General features: G+C 41.9%; 16 protein-coding genes. 9 read left to right on the top strand and 7 right to left on the bottom strand.

From position 1 onward, the window contains the following. The first annotated feature begins 22 nt into the window (after positions 1-22). The 8 genes from ACQV1I_RS22270 (at position 23) to ACQV1I_RS22235 (ending at position 10334) form a co-directional block, all read left to right on the top strand. Complete coding sequence (locus tag ACQV1I_RS22270; protein WP_094700454.1) at positions 23-1111, top strand: quinone-dependent dihydroorotate dehydrogenase; 1089 nt, start codon at positions 23-25, stop codon at positions 1109-1111. A gap of 166 nt (positions 1112-1277) precedes the next feature. After that, the gene (locus tag ACQV1I_RS22265) at positions 1278-2204 is read left to right on the top strand and encodes a ketopantoate reductase family protein (protein WP_116334300.1); all 927 of its coding nucleotides are present in this window, start codon (positions 1278-1280) and stop codon (positions 2202-2204) included. 38 nt (positions 2205-2242) lie between these two features. Continuing rightward, positions 2243-3181, top strand: a complete 939-nt coding sequence (locus ACQV1I_RS22260; RefSeq protein ID WP_116334299.1) for a 4-hydroxy-3-methylbut-2-enyl diphosphate reductase — start codon at positions 2243-2245, stop codon at positions 3179-3181. Between the two features lie 96 nt (positions 3182-3277). Next, a complete protein-coding gene (locus ACQV1I_RS22255; protein ID WP_116334298.1) occupies positions 3278-4495 on the top strand; it encodes an MFS transporter in 1218 nt (405 codons plus the stop codon). A gap of 269 nt (positions 4496-4764) precedes the next feature. After that, complete coding sequence (locus ACQV1I_RS22250; RefSeq protein WP_116334297.1) at positions 4765-5040, top strand: hypothetical protein; 276 nt, start codon at positions 4765-4767, stop codon at positions 5038-5040. Positions 5041-5321: 281 nt separating this feature from the next. Further along, a complete protein-coding gene (locus ACQV1I_RS22245; RefSeq protein ID WP_094700459.1) occupies positions 5322-5891 on the top strand; it encodes a TetR/AcrR family transcriptional regulator in 570 nt (189 codons plus the stop codon). A gap of 95 nt (positions 5892-5986) precedes the next feature. Next, positions 5987-7234, top strand: coding sequence for an efflux RND transporter periplasmic adaptor subunit (locus tag ACQV1I_RS22240; protein WP_116334296.1), 1248 nt, complete (start codon positions 5987-5989; stop codon positions 7232-7234). After that, positions 7227-10334 (top strand): efflux RND transporter permease subunit, encoded by a 3108-nt coding sequence (locus ACQV1I_RS22235; protein WP_116334295.1) that lies wholly within the window; start codon positions 7227-7229, stop codon positions 10332-10334. Before ACQV1I_RS22240 ends, ACQV1I_RS22235 begins: the two co-directional genes overlap by 8 nt. Before the next feature lie 125 nt (positions 10335-10459). Here the strand turns inward: ACQV1I_RS22235 and ACQV1I_RS22230 are convergent, their stop codons facing one another. From ACQV1I_RS22230 to ACQV1I_RS22200, 7 genes are all read right to left on the bottom strand, one after another. Then, entirely contained in the window at positions 10460-10792 is a 333-nt protein-coding gene (locus tag ACQV1I_RS22230) for a spore coat protein (RefSeq protein WP_094700462.1), read from the bottom strand. A gap of 26 nt (positions 10793-10818) precedes the next feature. Further along, entirely contained in the window at positions 10819-11109 is a 291-nt protein-coding gene (locus ACQV1I_RS22225; RefSeq protein ID WP_094700463.1) for a rubrerythrin family protein, read from the bottom strand. Positions 11110-11287: 178 nt separating this feature from the next. Continuing rightward, complete coding sequence (locus tag ACQV1I_RS22220) at positions 11288-12115, bottom strand: hypothetical protein (protein WP_116334294.1); 828 nt, start codon at positions 12113-12115, stop codon at positions 11288-11290. A gap of 118 nt (positions 12116-12233) precedes the next feature. Beyond that, complete coding sequence (proC, locus tag ACQV1I_RS22215) at positions 12234-13082, bottom strand: pyrroline-5-carboxylate reductase (RefSeq protein WP_094700465.1); 849 nt, start codon at positions 13080-13082, stop codon at positions 12234-12236. A gap of 28 nt (positions 13083-13110) precedes the next feature. After that, positions 13111-14412 (bottom strand): glutamate-5-semialdehyde dehydrogenase, encoded by a 1302-nt coding sequence (locus tag ACQV1I_RS22210; protein ID WP_094700466.1) that lies wholly within the window; start codon positions 14410-14412, stop codon positions 13111-13113. A 22-nt stretch (positions 14413-14434) separates the two neighbouring features. Next, positions 14435-15586 carry a glutamate 5-kinase gene (proB, locus tag ACQV1I_RS22205; protein WP_035311883.1) on the bottom strand — a complete coding sequence of 384 codons (1152 nt, stop codon included), beginning with the start codon at positions 15584-15586 and terminating at the stop codon, positions 14435-14437. A 382-nt stretch (positions 15587-15968) separates the two neighbouring features. Further along, positions 15969-16706: a hypothetical protein gene (locus tag ACQV1I_RS22200; RefSeq protein ID WP_116334293.1), complete on the bottom strand. Its 738-nt coding sequence runs from the start codon at positions 16704-16706 to the stop codon at positions 15969-15971. 249 nt (positions 16707-16955) lie between these two features. On the opposite strand from ACQV1I_RS22200, the gene ACQV1I_RS22195 reads away from it, so the two are divergent. Then, positions 16956-17369 (top strand): hypothetical protein, encoded by a 414-nt coding sequence (locus tag ACQV1I_RS22195; RefSeq protein ID WP_094700468.1) that lies wholly within the window; start codon positions 16956-16958, stop codon positions 17367-17369. The last annotated feature ends 218 nt before the right edge of the window (positions 17370-17587 follow it).

Genomic DNA, 17587 nt, shown 5'->3' with positions numbered 1-17587 from the left:
CGTTAGGAGTGAAGTGGCAACAATGTATAAGCACCTAAAAAAGTTTATATTTAAAATGGATCCTGAATCGGCACACGAGAATGCGATTAATGGACTACGAATGGCCGACAGCATTCCTTTAGGCAAAAGGGTATTAAATATGATGTATGGTTATGAACATCCAATGCTCGTCAATAAAGTATGGGATATCGTATTCCCTAATCCAGTGGGACTGGCAGCTGGATTCGATAAAAATGCTGAGGTTTATGTTCCACTCGGATCAATTGGATTCGGCCATGTCGAAGTAGGTACGTTAACCCCACTAGCCCAACCAGGTAATGACAAGCCGCGTTGTTTTCGTTTAAAGGAAGATGATGCGATCATCAACCGTATGGGTTTTAATAACCACGGTGTACAAGCAGCAGCGAAATCATTGAGTCATTATCAAGATGCTTGCATGCCAGTTGGGGTAAACATTGGAAAAAATAAACTAACTCCTAATGATCAAGCAGCAAGTGACTATGAAAAATGCCTCGAAGCTTTATATCCCTATGGGCATTACTTTGCGATTAATGTAAGCTCACCTAACACTCCTAACTTACGTGACTTGCAGGAAGTAGATAGTTTACGTCATCTTTTGCGGACAATCCGCCAAAAAGCGGATCAGCTAGAGAAATACGGTGCGAAGCGTAAACCAATCCTATTAAAAGTAGCCCCAGACATGTCGGATGAGCATATGAGCGATGTTGTTTATGTTGCTCTAGAAGAGAAAATGGATGGATTGATTGCTACCAACACTACTCTGTCTCGAGAAGGTGTGTCCGATCCTACGCTGGCAAAAGAAGCAGGGGGACTGAGTGGTCCAATGCTATTGCCACGTTCAACCGAATGCGTTCGTGATATTTATAAAGCAGTAGGCGACAAAATGCCCATTATTGGGGTAGGTGGTATCTTCACTGGTGATGATGCGTACCGCATGATGAGAGCAGGAGCATCTATGATTCAGATTTATACGAGCATGATCTATGTGGGACCAGGTGCTGTCACAGAGATCAACAAACGTTTGGTTCAGCTAATGAAGCGAGATGGATTTACCCATATTAGTGAAATTATTGGGATTGATCATAAATAAATGTGCAATACAGTTAAAAAGGAGCTCTTTCGTTTTGAAAGACTCCTTTTGTAGAGCCGATTTTTCTACACATTGTTTCAAAAATTCTACTTGGGATTTCCCAAAAACCAGCTACAATATATGTGAGAAGATACAATAGGACAATTGATTATAGGGGGTTGGTGTAATGCGGATACTAATGGTAGGTGCGGGAGCAATTGGTGGATATTTTGGATGTCGTTTGGTGGAGGGTGGCAGAGATGTTACTTTTCTTGTACGCCAAAAGCGTAAGGCACAGCTAGAAGAGCGAGGTCTAGTTATTCAAAGTGTTAATGGCGATTCCACAGTTTACCCCGCCTTATTACTAGCTGGAGAAGAAGCGACCCCTTTTGATGTCATTATGTTATCTCCAAAAGCATACCAACTAGATGATGTAATCAATGATATCGCTCCATATGTGGGCGAGGATACAATGATCATACCGCTTTTAAATGGAATTGCTCATATGCAACCACTACAGGAGCGTTTTGGAGCAGATAAGGTTTTGGGCGGATTGTGCTTTATAGAAACGACGCTTAGCGTTGACGGGGATATCATACAAACCAGTAAGGCTCATCGGCTAGCTTTTGGGGAATGGAATGGTGGTACGTCAGAGCGAGTAGAGCGTTTATATGAGTATGTAAAAGTAGCAAATGCGAGCTTCGAACTGTCCAATAACATACAGCAGGAGGCTTGGCGAAAATATTTGTTTATTACGATGCTTTCAGGTATTACCACCTTGATGAACGCAGCAGTAGGACCAATTCGCGATTCTCCATTTGGAATCGAGCTGACGAAACAATTAACAGAAGAATGTGTGAGCGTTATGATAGAGATTGGTGCCCCAATCTCTGCTCAAATGGTAGATCATGTGATGGATACTTTTAAGCAACAGGGCTACAAAATGAAATCCTCCATGCTACGGGATATGGAGAAACGACTCCCAATTGAAGGAGAGCATTTGCAAGGTTACTTGCTGCGCCTTGCCGAACAGCAGGGAATAGAGACACCAATGCTACGGATTGTTTATAATAACGTAAGAATTTATGAACAAAAGCGTGAAAGCACATTCTAATGCTATAATAAGGGGCAGAAAAGGAGGGCTATGCTGATATGGAAGTTGTAAAAATTGCTCCCCGTGGTTATTGCTATGGCGTAGTGGATGCCATGGTACTGGCTATTAAAACGGCAAAAAATCAAAATGTGCCGCGCCCTATCTACATTTTGGGAATGATCGTGCATAATGCGCATGTGACAGATGCTTTTGAACGTGAAGGAGTTATCACGTTGGATGGAGAAGATCGTCTAGCGCTTTTAGATAAAATTGATCATGGAACGGTTATATTCACTGCTCATGGGGTATCGCCAGAAGTCCGTAAAAAAGCGAAAGAAAAAGGTCTGACGGTTGTGGATGCTACTTGTCCTGATGTAACGAAAACACATGATCTCATTAAGGAAAAGGTAGATGAAGGCTACCATATTCTCTATATTGGTAAAAAGGGACATCCTGAACCAGAGGGAGCGATTGGGATAGCACCTGATCGTGTTCATTTGATTCAAACGCTGGAAGATTTGCAAAACGTACACGTTACGACCGACAAATTAGTGGTAACAAATCAGACAACGATGAGCCAATGGGATGTAAGGCATATTATGGAAGCCATTGTGGAGAAATATCCTTCCGTTGAGGTTCACAATGAAATATGTATGGCTACACAGGTTAGGCAGGAAGCAGTAGCAAAACATGCTGGAAAAGCAGATGTAACCATAGTAGTGGGAGATCCTCGAAGTAATAACTCGAATCGCTTAGCACAAGTTTCTGAGGAGATTGCGGGTATTCCTAGTTATCGCATTTCTGATCTGTCTGAGCTTAATATTGAGTGGCTAAAGGGTAAAAAAAGTGTATCTGTTACTGCAGGTGCATCTACCCCTACACCATTAACAAGAGAAGTCATCGCTTTTCTCGAACAGTTTGATGAGAATGACCCTACAACCTGGGAAAAAATACGGACGGTAAATTTTGATAAGCTATTACCTACTGTAAAAGAATAGACAAAAGTGTAAAAGTAGCAATCTGATACGAAAACAGCTTCTTCGGTAATTCCGATTGAAGCTGTTCTTTATGTGGAAAGTAGAGGAGAAAACTGCATGAACAGCAAAAATAACCAACATACTTTTACAAACGAAAGCGCTTCAAATGCTTACGTAGCCCTAGGTGGACTTTATATCTTTTTGTATTACGCTATGGGCGCTTACTCGCCTCTATTAACAGAGTACTTTAAATCCATTCATTTAACGGGAGTTGAAATTGGTACTCTCAGTTCGATCACTCCTGTGGTATCTTTACTGCTACAGCCAGTTTGGGGAATGATTTGTGATAAGTTTCAAATTCGAAAAAAGGCGTTAATACTGGCTCTGATCGCTGCAGCCTGTATCTCATTTTTGTTTACCTTCATTAATACTTACGCATGGGTGTTTTTTACGATTGCGTTTTGGTCTATTTTTCAATGTGCGGCTATCCCGATTTCAGATAGCTTAACACTTAGCTATGTTAGCAAGCGCTCCATGCATTTTGGCAGTATTCGATTATGGGGGGCCATTGGATTTGCTATTGCTGCCTTTCTTACTGCCTTGGCTGTTCAGCAGTGGGGTCCATCCGCTATTTTTTACAGCACAGGGCTTGCTTATTTTCTCGCTGTACTCTTTTTGATCAGAATTCCAGATGAGCGAATTGAGCGCAAGGAGCTTCCACGTAATAGCTTTAAAAAAGCCGGGACACTTTTTAAAATCCCACGCTTTATACTCTTTCTCCTTTGTACATTTTTCGTATTCGGTTCGATGAATGCTCATAACACCTGGTTTAATCTATACTATCAGCATATCGGTGGAGAGATCGCCACATTAGGTCTTGCTTTCTTACTGTTTGCAGGTAGTGAAGTGCCTTGTATGAAACTAGCATCACGTCTTATCAAAAAAATTGGCTTGGAGCAAACTCTCTTATTTGCTTGTATTGTCTCAGGTGCCAGGTGGTTTTTTTACGGATCAGCTCCAAGTACGACAATCATCCTAAGCCTATTTTTCCTACAAGGATTATCTGTCGGTCTATTCTTAGCCACGGCTGCCCAATATGTACGTGAGAATACACCTCTTTCCTTGCAGGTAACAGCTCTAGCTCTATTTGCTTCCTTTGGAGTGGGATTAGGCTCTATGTTTGCTAATTACACAGCAGGATGGGTCATGGAATACTACGGTATTTTGCGAACGTATACATTCTTTGGGATTTCTACGCTGCTTGGAATCATTCCTTTATTACTCATTTGTTATGGTCCTTGGAAGCGTAATTCAGAAGAGATTGTTACGGAATAAGGTGCAATGACAAAAACAAAAAAATATAATTGTTCCCCGAATGAAAGACGCATGTAAGGAAGTCTTTCATTCGGGTTTTTTTATGTTCTAAAAAGTGAAAAGAAAAAAATTGAAAAAAAGAGAAAGAGAATTCAATTTTTTACGTTATACCTTATGACAAGCAAAAAGAATAGGCTGCGCAGCATTCTTTTTGAATGGGAGGATAGACATACATGCAGGACGATCACGAGCTGATTGAGTAGGTCTTGCAACAGTAGGTGGATAAGAAAGTGACCGATCAGAATATTACGGTTGAATTAAAAGAAATTCTCGCTGATTCCATGCGAATCGCCGCCATACTTGATGCGAAGGATAAGGATGGTAAAAAAATTAGCCAAGAGGATCTCTCGGATCATTTGGAAGAGGCTCTATTAGATCCATCAGGAAAAGATTTGACAAGAAAAATAAGGGGATGGATGGGAGGCGATTACAATGGATTTACGATGATTCACAGAGAACTAACTGATCTGTTCGATGACACAAATTCTATTCCTGTAACAAAATAGATAAAAGTAATCCCTTTTAAAAATGGGAAACTACCTTATCAGATAACCCAAAAGATGCCCCCCCCCTTATCGGAGTCATCTTTTTTCTATTTGAAGAGACAAGAAAAATCACGCAAGTAGCACTCTGATAGCAAATTACCCGGAGTGACCCCGCAGTTATGTTGTACATGAATAAAGTTCTGCTACACTATATACTATTTACAATAATTGACAATCGTCTTAGCTGTGATTTATACTCGCCTTATAGAATGAAAATTCATTCCGCAAAGGGGTTACAGGAAGTGTCGGAATCTAAACGCGATTTAATAATGAAAGCTGCACTAATTCTTTTTGAGGAACGAGGCTTTGATGGGACGACAGTTCCGATGATTGTCGAGAAAGCGGGAGTTGGTGCCGGTACTCTTTATCGGTATTTCGAAAATAAGGAGTCCCTCGTCAATACCTTGTTTCAAGAATGTGTAATGGATTTGCTAGAGATTGTGAAAAAAGGATATCCCCATTCTTCTGAAGATGTATATGAGCAATTTCAGCACATTTCCAATCAGGTTATTAGCTATTTATTGAACAATATGTATGCATTATTGTTTCTTGATTCACATGCGAATAGGCATTATCTGGACGAGACTAGTCGCCAATCCTACAATATGCTACGGGATTTCTTTATTGACTTTATTAGTCAGGGCCAACAAAAGAACATTATTCGCCCATTACCTGCTGATGCATTGCTTACGATCGTTGACGGTGCATTTATCGCTTTAAATAAGGCAATTCGGTTTTGCGAAATTAAGAATCCATCAGAATTAATTGCAGGTGTTCAAGAAGCATGTTGGGATGCGGTCAGAATTCATTAATTCAGACCCCCCTTATCAAAACAGAATGAATTTTCATTCCGAATGAAGCCAGTTTTCACAATCTAACAGATTTAAATTATAGGAGTGATAAGAACATGAATGCTACCGTACAAAAAAGGTTTTGGATTCTACTCATACTATCCCTCTCGATGATCGTGATGACGGCATGCAGTAAAGATAAGGAAGCAACTGTTCAACCGCAGGAGGCGAAAATAGTTGTAGCAGAGGCTATTAAAGCGAAAACATTTAAAGAGATGAGTGAGCTTCCCGGGACGCTTGCTCCCAAGGAAGAAACAACGTTATCTTTTGAAGTAGCAGGAGAGGTCAAGTCTTTACCATACAAAGAAGGAGATCAAGTAAAAAAAGGGGACATTTTGGCCCAGCTTGATTCCACAGATTACTCTCTCCAGCTAGCTTTGGCCGAGGCTAATGTATATGGTGCGAATGCTAATTTGGCTAAAGTAAAAAACGGCTTCAGAGAACAAGAGGTCCATCAAGCAAAAGTAGCGGTTGATGCAAAGAAAATCTTGCTGGAAAAGGCACAAAAAGATTACATACGCATGGAGCAACTCTATAAGAGTGGTGTGATCCCTCAAACTGAGCTTGAGAATGTCAAAAATGCACTTGAACTTGCTAAAAAAGACTTTGCTTCGGCCCAGCAATCCTACTCGCTTGTAATGGCAGGGGCCCGGGCGGAAGATATAAGCTCGACTCAAGCGAGCTATCAGGGTGCTGTTGTTGGTCGAAATCAGGCCGCAGCCACTCTAGCAAAAACACAGATAAAAGCTCCGATTACTGGAACAGTACTATCAAAATTAGTGGATGTGGGACAACTGGCGAGTCCGGGTGTTCCTGTTTACCGTATCGGCAACATTACCCAACTGAAAACAGTTTTACCCGTACCTGACAGGGATATATCTGCCTGGAATGTAGGAGATACAGTCGAATTTACACTGTATGAGCAAAAACGGACAGGAAAGGTCTCAAAAATCTATCCGGCCACCAATGAGCAGACAGGTACGATCAGCGTAGAAGTTGTGATTGATAATGCAAAGCATGACTGGTTTCCCGGACAAGTAGTGAGTGCGAAGCGTGCCTTGTCACAAAAAGAAGGAATTTTTGTGCAGGTAGAAGCTGTTTTTAGCCGAGGGTCCGGTCCTTTCGTCTATGTGATAAAAGATGGTAAAGCAAGGAAGACACCTGTAGTCATTGGCCAGTACGTTGATAACTTTCTGGAAATTACATCAGGGCTTCAAGCAGGAGATATGCTGATTACGAAAGGTGCTGACCGATTGCTCGACGGTGACATTGTTGCCGTGGGAGGGGGCAAACAGCATGATTGAATATTTCATCAAAAAGCGAAAAATAACGCTTGTCTTCTTTACGATGGTGGTGCTGATTGGGATATTCATTTCCCTCTCACTTCCTAAGCAGGAATCACCAGACACCATTGTCAGTATAGCTACGGTCACGACCATTTATCCAGGGGCCACTCCAGAAAAAATGGAACAAACCGTAACGAAGAAATTGGAAGAAAAGATCAATGAGGTTCAAGGCATTAAATCAATTAGTTCCGAATCCCGTTCTGGGATATCCCTTATTACCGTTCGGTCAGAGAGTAAAGTCGAACCGAAAAAGGTATTTGAAGAGCTGCGGAAAAAAGTGAAGGATGCTGAGGCTGATTTACCTGAGGAAGCAGAGCAACCAATCATTAATGATGATATGAGTCGTACGTTTATACAGACCTTTCAAATTACGGCTGAATCATTTGAAGAAATCCTTCAGCTACGCGATACACTTGATCTTTGGAAGGACCAGCTTCGTACCATACCTGGTGTTTCAGACGTCTCTATACTCGGGTTGCCAAAACAAGAACTAAAAATATATGTAAATGCACAAAGATTGCAACAATACAAAATTTCCTGGACACAGGTAATGAATGCTGTTCGAACGAAAAACGAAACGACGCCACTTGGTGATGTCAACATTGACACCCGTAAATATCAGCTTACCTTGCCTGTTAGCTACAAGGCTGACACATTCAACAAAGTAATTGTGACCCGTACAAAAGAGGGAGTGCCTGTTTATCTTCAGGATATCGCGACGATTTCAGACAGTACCAAAAGACTTGAATATCGAACCTATTATAACGGGAAGCCTGCTGTGACGGTCAGCATAAATGCCGAATTGGGAAGCGATGTTCCAGGTGTTCAGAAAGCCATTGATCAAAAGCTAGAAACGTTAGAAAAGAACCTTCCTTCGTGGGTAAAAAAAGAACCGGTTTTTTCCCAGGTGGATCGAATTGATGAGCTTTTCTCCGGACTGTTTCACGAGATGCTGATTGCTATTGTGGCCGTTCTTTTCATATGCATGCTAGGCTTGAACCTGACGACATCCATGATGGTAGCCTTGGCGATTCCAATCTCATTGGCAGCAGGGATGGCTGTCCTTCCTTTCTTTGGAATTACACTCAACCAGATGACGATCTTCGGGCTCATCATTGTACTTGGTATTCTAGTGGATGATGCAGTAGTGGTGAACGACAATATCGAGAGAAGGCTGTCTGTACTGGGGGAAGACCCGTATACGGCTGCCGTACTTGGAACCAAAGAGGTCTCAGTTTCGATTATCACAGCTACTCTTGCTACGGTCTCGGCGTTTGGGCCGATCATTTTTCTCCCTGGAGATGCGGGGCACTTTATCTTTCCTGTTCCGGTGATCATCATCTTTACGATGCTAGCCTCAATGCTCATGTCACTTACGATAGTTCCTATTTTTAGAGAATGGAACCAGAGACGAAACAAAAAACAGACAAACTACCAGAAGCCATCTGGTCTATTAGGAAAACAAATCAATTCCTTGATTCATTGGTATGGGGATCGCGTAATGCCGATAATGCTGAAGAATCCATTAAAAACAGGAGTAATTGGGGTATTGATAGCAACCGTGTTTTATGGATTGATTACATTTATACCCGTTCAGCTTTTTCCTGATGACGACAGACCACAGATGATTGTCAACATTAGCACGCCTGTTGGCAGTAATTTGCAGGAAACAGATCGAATTGTTCAGAGCGTTACAGAGTGGATTCAGCAGCAGCCGCATATTGAAAAGGTCTCTGCTTTCGTAGGTGGGAATGGGCCACAGATGATTCCGAGTGCACCACCTGTCGGGTCAGGAGAAAATATGGCACAATTGGTAATTACATTTAATAATAAGCAGATGGATTCAAGAAAAATCCTGAAGCCGTGGATGGCACAGTTTAAACAGATGTACCCAGAAGCAAATATTATTCCCTATAGTGTAAAGGCAGCGATGTATACAGGAAGTCCGGTAGCCATTCGGGTGTATGGAGACGATTTGCATCAGCTATATGCCATTTCGGAGCAAATAAAACAACTGATTGCTGAAACGAGGGGAACCTATAATATAAACGATACCCTTGGTAATGAGCAGTATTCCCTGCAATTCAATGTGAATCAGGGAAACATGGATAAGAAGCTGATCAGTGAAGCTGACTTAACGCGGACATTACGCCTGATTAGCCAAGGAATTCCTATGGGGCAATTTGATAATGGGAAACATTTGGTTGATATCACTCTGCTTGCGGATCAGTCGGGAATGACGACTCAGCAAGTCTTTCAACAGCTTACAGTTCCAAACGTTCAGGGGCAACTCATTCCTGTCTCTCAGATAGCGGAAATGAAGCCAGCCTTATCATTACAGAATATTCCTCGCTACAATTTATCACGCAGTGTCACGATTACAAGTGATGTAGGGGATCGGACGGCCGATGATGTGATGAGGGAATTGAAAGAGAAGATAGAGAAGCTAGAATTACCAGCAGAGTATGCATGGAATGTAACTGGTGAAACAGAAGAGGAAACCGATATTTTACTTGATTTAGGAATGCTGGCGGTTGTAGTGGTTTTCCTCATTTTTCTCTTGATTGTCATACAGTTTAATTCGTTATCCATTCCTATTTTGGTCATGAGTACGGTTTATCTGGCGATTTCTGGTAGCTTAATCGGGTTATTCATCACAAGAACACCAATCGGATTTATGACAGTGGCGGGCTTTATCTCCTTGTCTGGGATTGTTGTGCGAAATGGGATTGTCTTGATTGAGTTTATCGAGGAGGCAAGACATACTGGTGTTGAACTGAAGGAAGCGGTTATTGGAGCTGGTAAAGCCCGATTGAGACCGATCCTGTTAACATCTCTGGCAGCGATAGCAGGGCTTACGCCAATGGCGATTACGGGCAGTGTGATGTTCAAACCGCTCGCTATTACTATCATTTCTGGTTTGTTGTTCTCCATGCTGCTAACACTGATTGTGGTTCCATCCCTGTATATGGTTCTTGCAATTGGCAAGCAAAGGAAAATCGCAAGAAAGAAGGCTCGGGGACAGATAAATAGCCAACAGGTTGAAAAGCCATTGTAAGTCAAGGCTTCCTCAGTGGTCGTAAAAAAGTAAAAAGGAATGGATAGCGAGTCAAATGATTTACGACTGTTATCCATTCTTTTTTACGTGTCTTAAAAAGTCTACGATAAGCTTTTCGTTGTTGATTAATGGTTATATGGAAATTGAGTCGAATATCCGCTAAATTGCTGATGAGCTTGTGTTACTTTTTGTTGATCTTCCACTTCAAGCTTATACCAGCCCTTTTGGAACATACAATTATACAATTCACGGGCTGATTGATGAGTTTCCGTTAATAATTGCAAATAGGTTTCATGTAATTGCTGGTGACTCGCTTCCCGTACCGCATCATTTAAGCTGTCTGTCAAATATTTGCAGGTGCTAAGCGCATCATTGATATAATCCCGATCATTCATCTCAGGTCCTTTGACTTGTGGCAATTGGTTGGATTGCGGATTAGCAATCTGTTTATTCTGCATGGAGACATACCTCCCTTTCCTTGATATTATTGCATTTGTGGCAAGGATTCTGTGACGCTTGTATTGTTGATAGTAAGGTGTGTTAGCAGTTGTTCATAATGCATTTGATGCATGTAGCCCGTTTTGTTCAACAGGTCTTTTATCTGAGGGTCCTGTACCTGCTGTGCGAAAAAATGGAGCTTCTTAAAAGCGTTTAACTCCCAAGACAATGCATCCTTTAGATAACTTAAATCCTTTCCTGTAATGATCGTAGGCGGAGTTGGAAATGGAAGTTGTTGATTTTGGGCGTTAGCTAATGTAGAAGAGATTGTTTGCATAGGGAAAGCCTCCTTTCAAATTATAGACAGTTTACAAAGATAGCTTTTGTTTGAAGAGAAGGTTTCATACAAGACAAAAAAGCCCTTTCCTAAGCCAAAGCGGCGTGTAAGGAAAGGGCTACTCTTTCGTTGTTCCTTATGGTTTTGCTTCTATGATACCTGTTAAAAAGGAACATGTTTAATTTGACTTGTCGGTTGTAGCTTGGACGAATTGCAAAGTAGTAATTTCAAAGTCAATGCTGGCTGGAGCAATAAATAAGTAGTATTCTAACTCCTCCTGTAATTGATGCTGTAACTCAATTAACCGAGAACGTAAATCTTCTCCGAGCATTGCCTGTACAGCCAATGTAACTTGCAGGCGAGGCATAGCTTGAAATGTGTAATCTACCTTGTGGACTTTCACGACAGTGTTATTTCGATAGCAGGCCTGCTGTACTAACTTACGCAATACCTGTTCATGAATCTGGATACGACCTTGAGAAAAGGAAGGTTGAACAACTGTGGTTTCGCCCACGTGTTTTTTAGAGGAAAAGATTTGCCACGCTGAATCGACAATACGTTTAAACAAATCTTTTTCTACTTCTACGCGTGGGATAGGAATTACGTGCTGACCCATTGTTTCGCGAACATAGCGTGCTGCTTCAATCTCTTTTTCAGGCTTGATCGCTTCTATTGGTATGTATTCCGTTACTTCTGGCAAATCAAGCGCAGTTACAATCTTTCCGATCATCCGTGTTGAAGTGCCTAGAATTAAAATCTTCTCTATAGGAAGCTTGTGCAAAACGCGCTGTACCTCATCGACATGATCTGAAAAGTGAAATATAGCGCGTTTTACTGCACGAATTTTTGTTTTTTCGTATTTAGCTGAGTAGCCTGCAACCTTACGACCCTCATAGATGAGAATCCCATCATCAATGATGGCATCGATGTGACGTGAGTGAGCGAGACTTAATGCACTGGTGCTTTTACCTGTACCACTAGGGCCATAGAGAGCATATACTTGCACAAACTTCCCTCCTCCACTTTTTTATTCAGTATAGCATGGATTGGTCAAGCGAGGGAGGGAAGCAGGTAACAGTAACAAGTAATAGGGAAAATACTAATAGAAGTCCGTAGACGTCCTTTTACCGATATGGTGCTCCTAGCTCTCGTGCACGTTCAGTTGCCCGTAAAACCGCTTCTGTTATGGCTTGTTTAAAACCATGCGATTGCAAAACCTCTAGCCCTGCCTGTGTAGTTCCACCGGGGCTAGTTACTCTTTTGCGCAGAACAGCTGGTTCTTCTTTGGTGGCTAACAACATGTGCGCAGCGCCGAGCAAGGTTTGCACTGTTAGCTCACGGGACATCTCCTGTGAAAGACCTGCTTGTTGTCCAGCACCTTCCATCGCTTCAACGAGATAATAAATATAAGCGGGACCACTTCCCGATAAACCAGTGATAATATCTAATTCTTGTTCAGGGACTGTACACACCTGACCGATTGACTGAAATAAACATTCTGCTATGGCTAGATGGTGTGCAGATGCATATTTACCAGCAGCCATTCCAGTTGCAGATAAACCTACGGCCGAAGATGTGTTTGGCATCGCTCGAATGATTGGACATTCTACTCCGAGCCATTCCTGAATAGAGGAGGTAGGGACACCGGCAATGACCGAGATAATTAAGTGATCCGGTGTTACGTAATCACGTAAGGTTTGGCATGCTGTGGCTACGTCTTTTGGTTTCATTCCTAAGAATAATACTTGAGATTGTAGAAGCATGGCAGATAAATCACGAGTTGGGATTACCCCGTACTGCTCTTGCAGCTCACGGAGCCTAGCATCATCTGAATGATTCGTCACATTGATGCTACTAGCAGGTAGTAAATGTTTAGCTGTGATACCTTTTACAATGGCTTCTACGATGGAACCTGCTCCCATAAAACCCACGTGTAGTTGTTGGCATATCTGGTTAGCTTGATGATTGTTCATGAGAGAGATCTCCTTTCGTGAATGAATATTACCGCGTTTGTCCGTTCCCTAAGACACGGTATTTAATTGAAGTTAAAGCTGTTAGTCCCATGGGACCACGAGCATGTAATTTTTGTGTACTGATTCCAATTTCAGCTCCAAAACCAAATTCCCCACCATCTGTAAAACGAGTGGAAGCATTATGGTAAACAACAGCAGCATCTACAGCTTGCAAGAAGCGTTCTGCTTGCGTTTGATCCTTGGTCAAGATAGATTCTGAGTGCTTTGTGCCATAGGTAGCGATATGTTCTAAAGCTTCGTCTATATTGGTAACTATTTTAACAGCTAGGATTGAATCTAGGAATTCAGCATGCCAGTCTTGCTCGGTAGCTAAGACAAGACGATCGCGTAACTCCGGATGGGAAGCAATCGTTCGTTCGCATGCTCGTAGCTCTACTCCTGCATCAAGAAGGGAGGTCAAAAGAGCTGTTGATTGATCATGCCCAAAATCCTGATGGATAAGTAAAGATTCAAGAGCATTACATACAGCAGGACGACTTAGCTTAGCATTTTGCACGATGGCCTGGGCCATGGAATAATCAGCTGTTTGATCAATGAAAATATGGCAGTTACCCACTCCTGTCTCAATAACAGGCACAATGGAATTTTTCACAACACGATTGATTAGCGATGCTCCTCCACGGGGGATGATTACGTCGATAATTCCATGGAGGCTGCACATGACATCTACGGCCGCTCGATCGGTCGTAGCAAGGTACTGGACAGCTTCAGGTGGTAGCCCTAGATTTTGTAGGGCGGTTTGAATACTTTTAACCAAAGCTAGATTAGAACGAGTGGTAGAGGCACTGCCGCGCAGTACTACGGCATTTCCCGTTTTTAGTGAGATTGCGGCCGCATCCACTGTAACATTAGGACGTGCTTCATATATCATACCGACTACCCCTAGTGGTACACGAACGGAACGAATAGATAAACCATCCTTTTGTACCCATTCAGCAGTTGTTTCGCCAATTGGATCAGTGAGAACAGCTAGATCCTCTAGGCTATCAGCCAAGGCGGTAATACGTTCAGGGGTTAGACTGAGACGATCAATTAAGCTATTGAGCTGTCCGCTTTCTATTGCTTTGTCTACATCATGTTTATTTTCAGCTAAAATATAAGCCTGATCAGCTACAAGTTGTTCTTTTATAGCGCGTAATGCAGCGTTCTTTTGTTCACTAGTCAAAAGGGCTAATTTTCGTGAGGCATGTTGAGCTAATTTTGCCTGTTTAGTAACTTGGTCAACGACCTGCTGGGAAGCTACTTTCGTTTGTTGGTTTCCTTCTCTCATTTTTTCCACTCCTTTTTCCTGCTTATTTTTGTATGAGATGAGGTAGCGATACCCATTGATCTCGATGGATTGCTTCTGTAATAGGTTTTTCCTTTTGCGGCTCACTAATGATTTCACGCAACAGTTCACTATCATACCGACAGACACCTCGGCCAATTAAACCAGCAGGAGCATAAACTTCAACAACATCCCCTTGAGAGAAGTCACCTTCCACACTGGTAATTCCTGCTGGCAGTAGACTGCTTTTACGTTGCTGGATAGCTTCTTGGGCCCCAGCATCTACATGCAAGCGACCAGCGATAGCGGAATGTAGGGCAATCCACTGCTTTTGTGTAGAAACACTCTCACGTTTTTCAGCAGAATGAGGAGAAGCGGTGTCAGAATCCATTTCACCAAAATCTCCAATATAGGTTCCTTCCCCAATTCCATTGATGACGTGTAATAAACTATCTTTTGAGGATAATCGACCGATAAATGTACGTGTGCCGACTTTTAAAGCAGTCTCAGCAGCGATTACTTTTGACTGCATTCCCCCGGTACCAAGAGATGAACCAGAACCACCTGCTACTGCTTTGATTTCGTCTGTAATGGTAGCGACCTTGTCGAAACGCTTTGCGTCAGGATGATTTCTTGGGTCTTTATCATAAATACCGTCTGTATCAGTCAAAATGATGTAGATGTCAGCATGTAACATACCAGCCACTAATGAACCTAACATATCGTTATCGCCAAACGTTAACTCTGTAACGGAGACAGTATCATTCTCATTAATGATAGGAGTGATGTTCCGTGAGAGGAGTAGTGACATCGTTTGAAACGCATGACGGTATCGTTCCTGATTAGAGAAGTCACTGCGAGTCAACAGAATCTGTGCGATATGATAGCGATAGGTTGCAAACAAAGCTGAGTAATGCTCCATCAAAATACTTTGTCCGATGGCTGCTGCGGCTTGTTTAGCCACAATAGTTCTCGGTCGTTGTTCATAGCCAAGCAGGCAATATCCACTTGCTACAGCTCCAGAACTCACGAGTACTACTTCGTGTCCTTCACCACGCAGAGCTGCGATGGCATCTACCAAGAGACTCATTTTTTGCTGATCGCAACCGCCTTGTTTCTTTGCTAAGGAACTGCTTCCTACTTTCACCACAATGCGCATTTTTCCAGTTTGATTCATGTTGATCTGCTCTCCTTTTTCATCTCTAACAAACAAAAAAACCTTCCATCCTTAGAAAAACATAAGGACGAAAGGTTTACTTTCGCGGTACCACCTTAATTAAATGTCGAGCCAACCTTACATGGATCGCCATCTATCTTTACACTTAAGAAAGCCATAAATAGGCCTATAAGCGCTTTCCTTGATAACAGGGGAAAGAGTCCTGTCTAGGTCGTCCCTAGCCGCTCTGGGATGGGTTCAAGCTGTCTCATGCACGCGATCTTCCAGCCAATGGATCACGTTCTCTGGAGCAGAAAGGGGGCTTTACTATTTCCCTTCAAAGCGATGAAGTATGATTATTTACATCATTATGATGGGGAGGACAGGAAAATGTCAAGGGACGTTACTGGAAATTTTCCTGTCCATATATACCAGAGCGTTTTGTTATTTCGTACCGTTTGGATTCATGATCCCGCCCCAAGTGATAACGGACAAGCGAGCGAGAGGATGCAGTAGTAGGTGAAATCCCTGTCACTTCTACAATTAATCCATTATTTTCAACGGAGACTTTCATATTTTGGGTAGTGATAAATACAGGATAGCGTCTTGTAGAAGTAGAAAGATACACATTTCCATCAACGATTTTCGTATCTAAATGATCGTATAAAGTAACTGCCAATGGTCTACTCCAATACTGCTGAAAGAAAGCAAGAATTCCATCCCTAGTATTATAAGGCTTTGGCAATTGCCGATAAATGAGTCCATCTTCTTTCATTTCTTTGCCATCAGGAAGGGTGGCAGCGAAATATTCTAGGTCAATAATTACCTGTTCGGCTTTTTGTAAGAAAACCGACACATCATTGAGATTTGTTTCCATATGAGCCATTGCTGTCGTTTGCCATTTAGCTTGTTCCTTTTTTGTGTCGGCTATTTTTATGTGGCCTGATTTTCCGCCAGATGTAGTGGAATTTCCCTTGTGTTTATTGGCAGTACTTTGTGATTTAACGCTTTTCTCTGCCTTCTGACTCTGTTCTTTTTCACTGGTATTCTTTGATTGCTCTGGTGGTTTACCACCTTTACATCCCGTTGTCCCTGCTACAATTAGAGCTACTATCAACGGAATAACCCACTTTTTGTGCATAACCAATCACCTCACCATTTTCTCCTTTTCTGCTAGCTTTTGAGTAGAAAGTCGATTTCAAACCCGTTAGATTTTACTAACAAAAAGCATGGAGTAAGAAAGAGATGGTTATGATAAGACAATATTCAAGCGAGAAAACGGAAAAAAGAACGACGAGGGGTTGTTTGTTGACTGTTTTCCCACTATCATAAAAGGGATAAGCATTGAAAATAGGGGGGATCCCCCGTTATTTTGAGGTGGTAATAACGCATGTTCGGATTTGGAAATAAACAAAGAAAATTAATGACGTATGACGTACTGCTTGTAAAAACAAAAGATGGTAAGGGTCGTGACTTTTTCCAAGTTGCTTTTCATAGCTCCCAAGCCGCTGATATTATGAGTATGATTATGAAACTGGAGACATCTAAATATAATTCAACGGAATATCTAGGTGAGCTTGGTGATTTTCGTATAATTACGCATTATGAAGGGGTAGAAAGCATTAATATTCATGACACTGTAGACCCTGATGCGACACCTGTTCAAATTCAAGATTTCGCGAATATTATGCTTCGTCGTTTTGAATTGCTTCAAGAAGCTGGCAAGCTGGAAGAAACAGATGAATTAGCTTTCTTTATGGGTGAATTAACGATGCTACGCGATGAATCCTTTACAGGGTTGTAGAATTTAATCAAATAGTGGTCAAATTCAGAAAATAGGATTGCAAGGTATGGTTATTTGGTTTACAATGAAGCTGAACAATCACTTAATTGGTAGCAAATGTCAACATTCCACAGAATCGAAAAAATAAGACGATTTTTGTGGAATGTTTTTATAGGCAGATAATGAATGAGCATTCATTCAAATGTAAAAACGACACCAAATCTGCCTACCTGCTAAAA

This window comes from Brevibacillus sp. JB24b, from assembly GCF_051713385.1.
GTDB classification, from domain to species: Bacteria; Bacillota; Bacilli; order Brevibacillales; family Brevibacillaceae; genus Brevibacillus_B; species Brevibacillus_B laterosporus.
Note: the sequence above shows the minus strand (reverse complement) of the source record. Positions and strands in the feature narration are given on the sequence as shown.

Bases quoted from the DNA above. Each gene is read 5' to 3' on its own strand.
- ACQV1I_RS22260 (WP_116334299.1), top strand. From the start codon at position 2,243: ATGGAAGTTGTAAAAATTGCTCCCCGTGGTTATTGCTATGGCGTAGTG.
- ACQV1I_RS22195 (WP_094700468.1), top strand. From the start codon at position 16,956: ATGTTCGGATTTGGAAATAAACAAAGAAAATTAATGACGTATGACGTA.
- ACQV1I_RS22240 (WP_116334296.1), top strand. From the start codon at position 5,987: ATGAATGCTACCGTACAAAAAAGGTTTTGGATTCTACTCATACTATCC.
- ACQV1I_RS22200 (WP_116334293.1), bottom strand. From the start codon at position 16,706: ATGCACAAAAAGTGGGTTATTCCGTTGATAGTAGCTCTAATTGTAGCA.
- ACQV1I_RS22265 (WP_116334300.1), top strand. From the start codon at position 1,278: ATGCGGATACTAATGGTAGGTGCGGGAGCAATTGGTGGATATTTTGGA.
- proC (WP_094700465.1), bottom strand. From the start codon at position 13,082: ATGAACAATCATCAAGCTAACCAGATATGCCAACAACTACACGTGGGT.
- ACQV1I_RS22270 (WP_094700454.1), top strand. From the start codon at position 23: ATGTATAAGCACCTAAAAAAGTTTATATTTAAAATGGATCCTGAATCG.
- ACQV1I_RS22225 (WP_094700463.1), bottom strand. From the start codon at position 11,109: ATGCAAACAATCTCTTCTACATTAGCTAACGCCCAAAATCAACAACTT.
- ACQV1I_RS22210 (WP_094700466.1), bottom strand. From the start codon at position 14,412: ATGAGAGAAGGAAACCAACAAACGAAAGTAGCTTCCCAGCAGGTCGTT.
- ACQV1I_RS22235 (WP_116334295.1), top strand. From the start codon at position 7,227: ATGATTGAATATTTCATCAAAAAGCGAAAAATAACGCTTGTCTTCTTT.
- ACQV1I_RS22255 (WP_116334298.1), top strand. From the start codon at position 3,278: ATGAACAGCAAAAATAACCAACATACTTTTACAAACGAAAGCGCTTCA.
- ACQV1I_RS22230 (WP_094700462.1), bottom strand. From the start codon at position 10,792: ATGCAGAATAAACAGATTGCTAATCCGCAATCCAACCAATTGCCACAA.
- proB (WP_035311883.1), bottom strand. From the start codon at position 15,586: ATGAATCAAACTGGAAAAATGCGCATTGTGGTGAAAGTAGGAAGCAGT.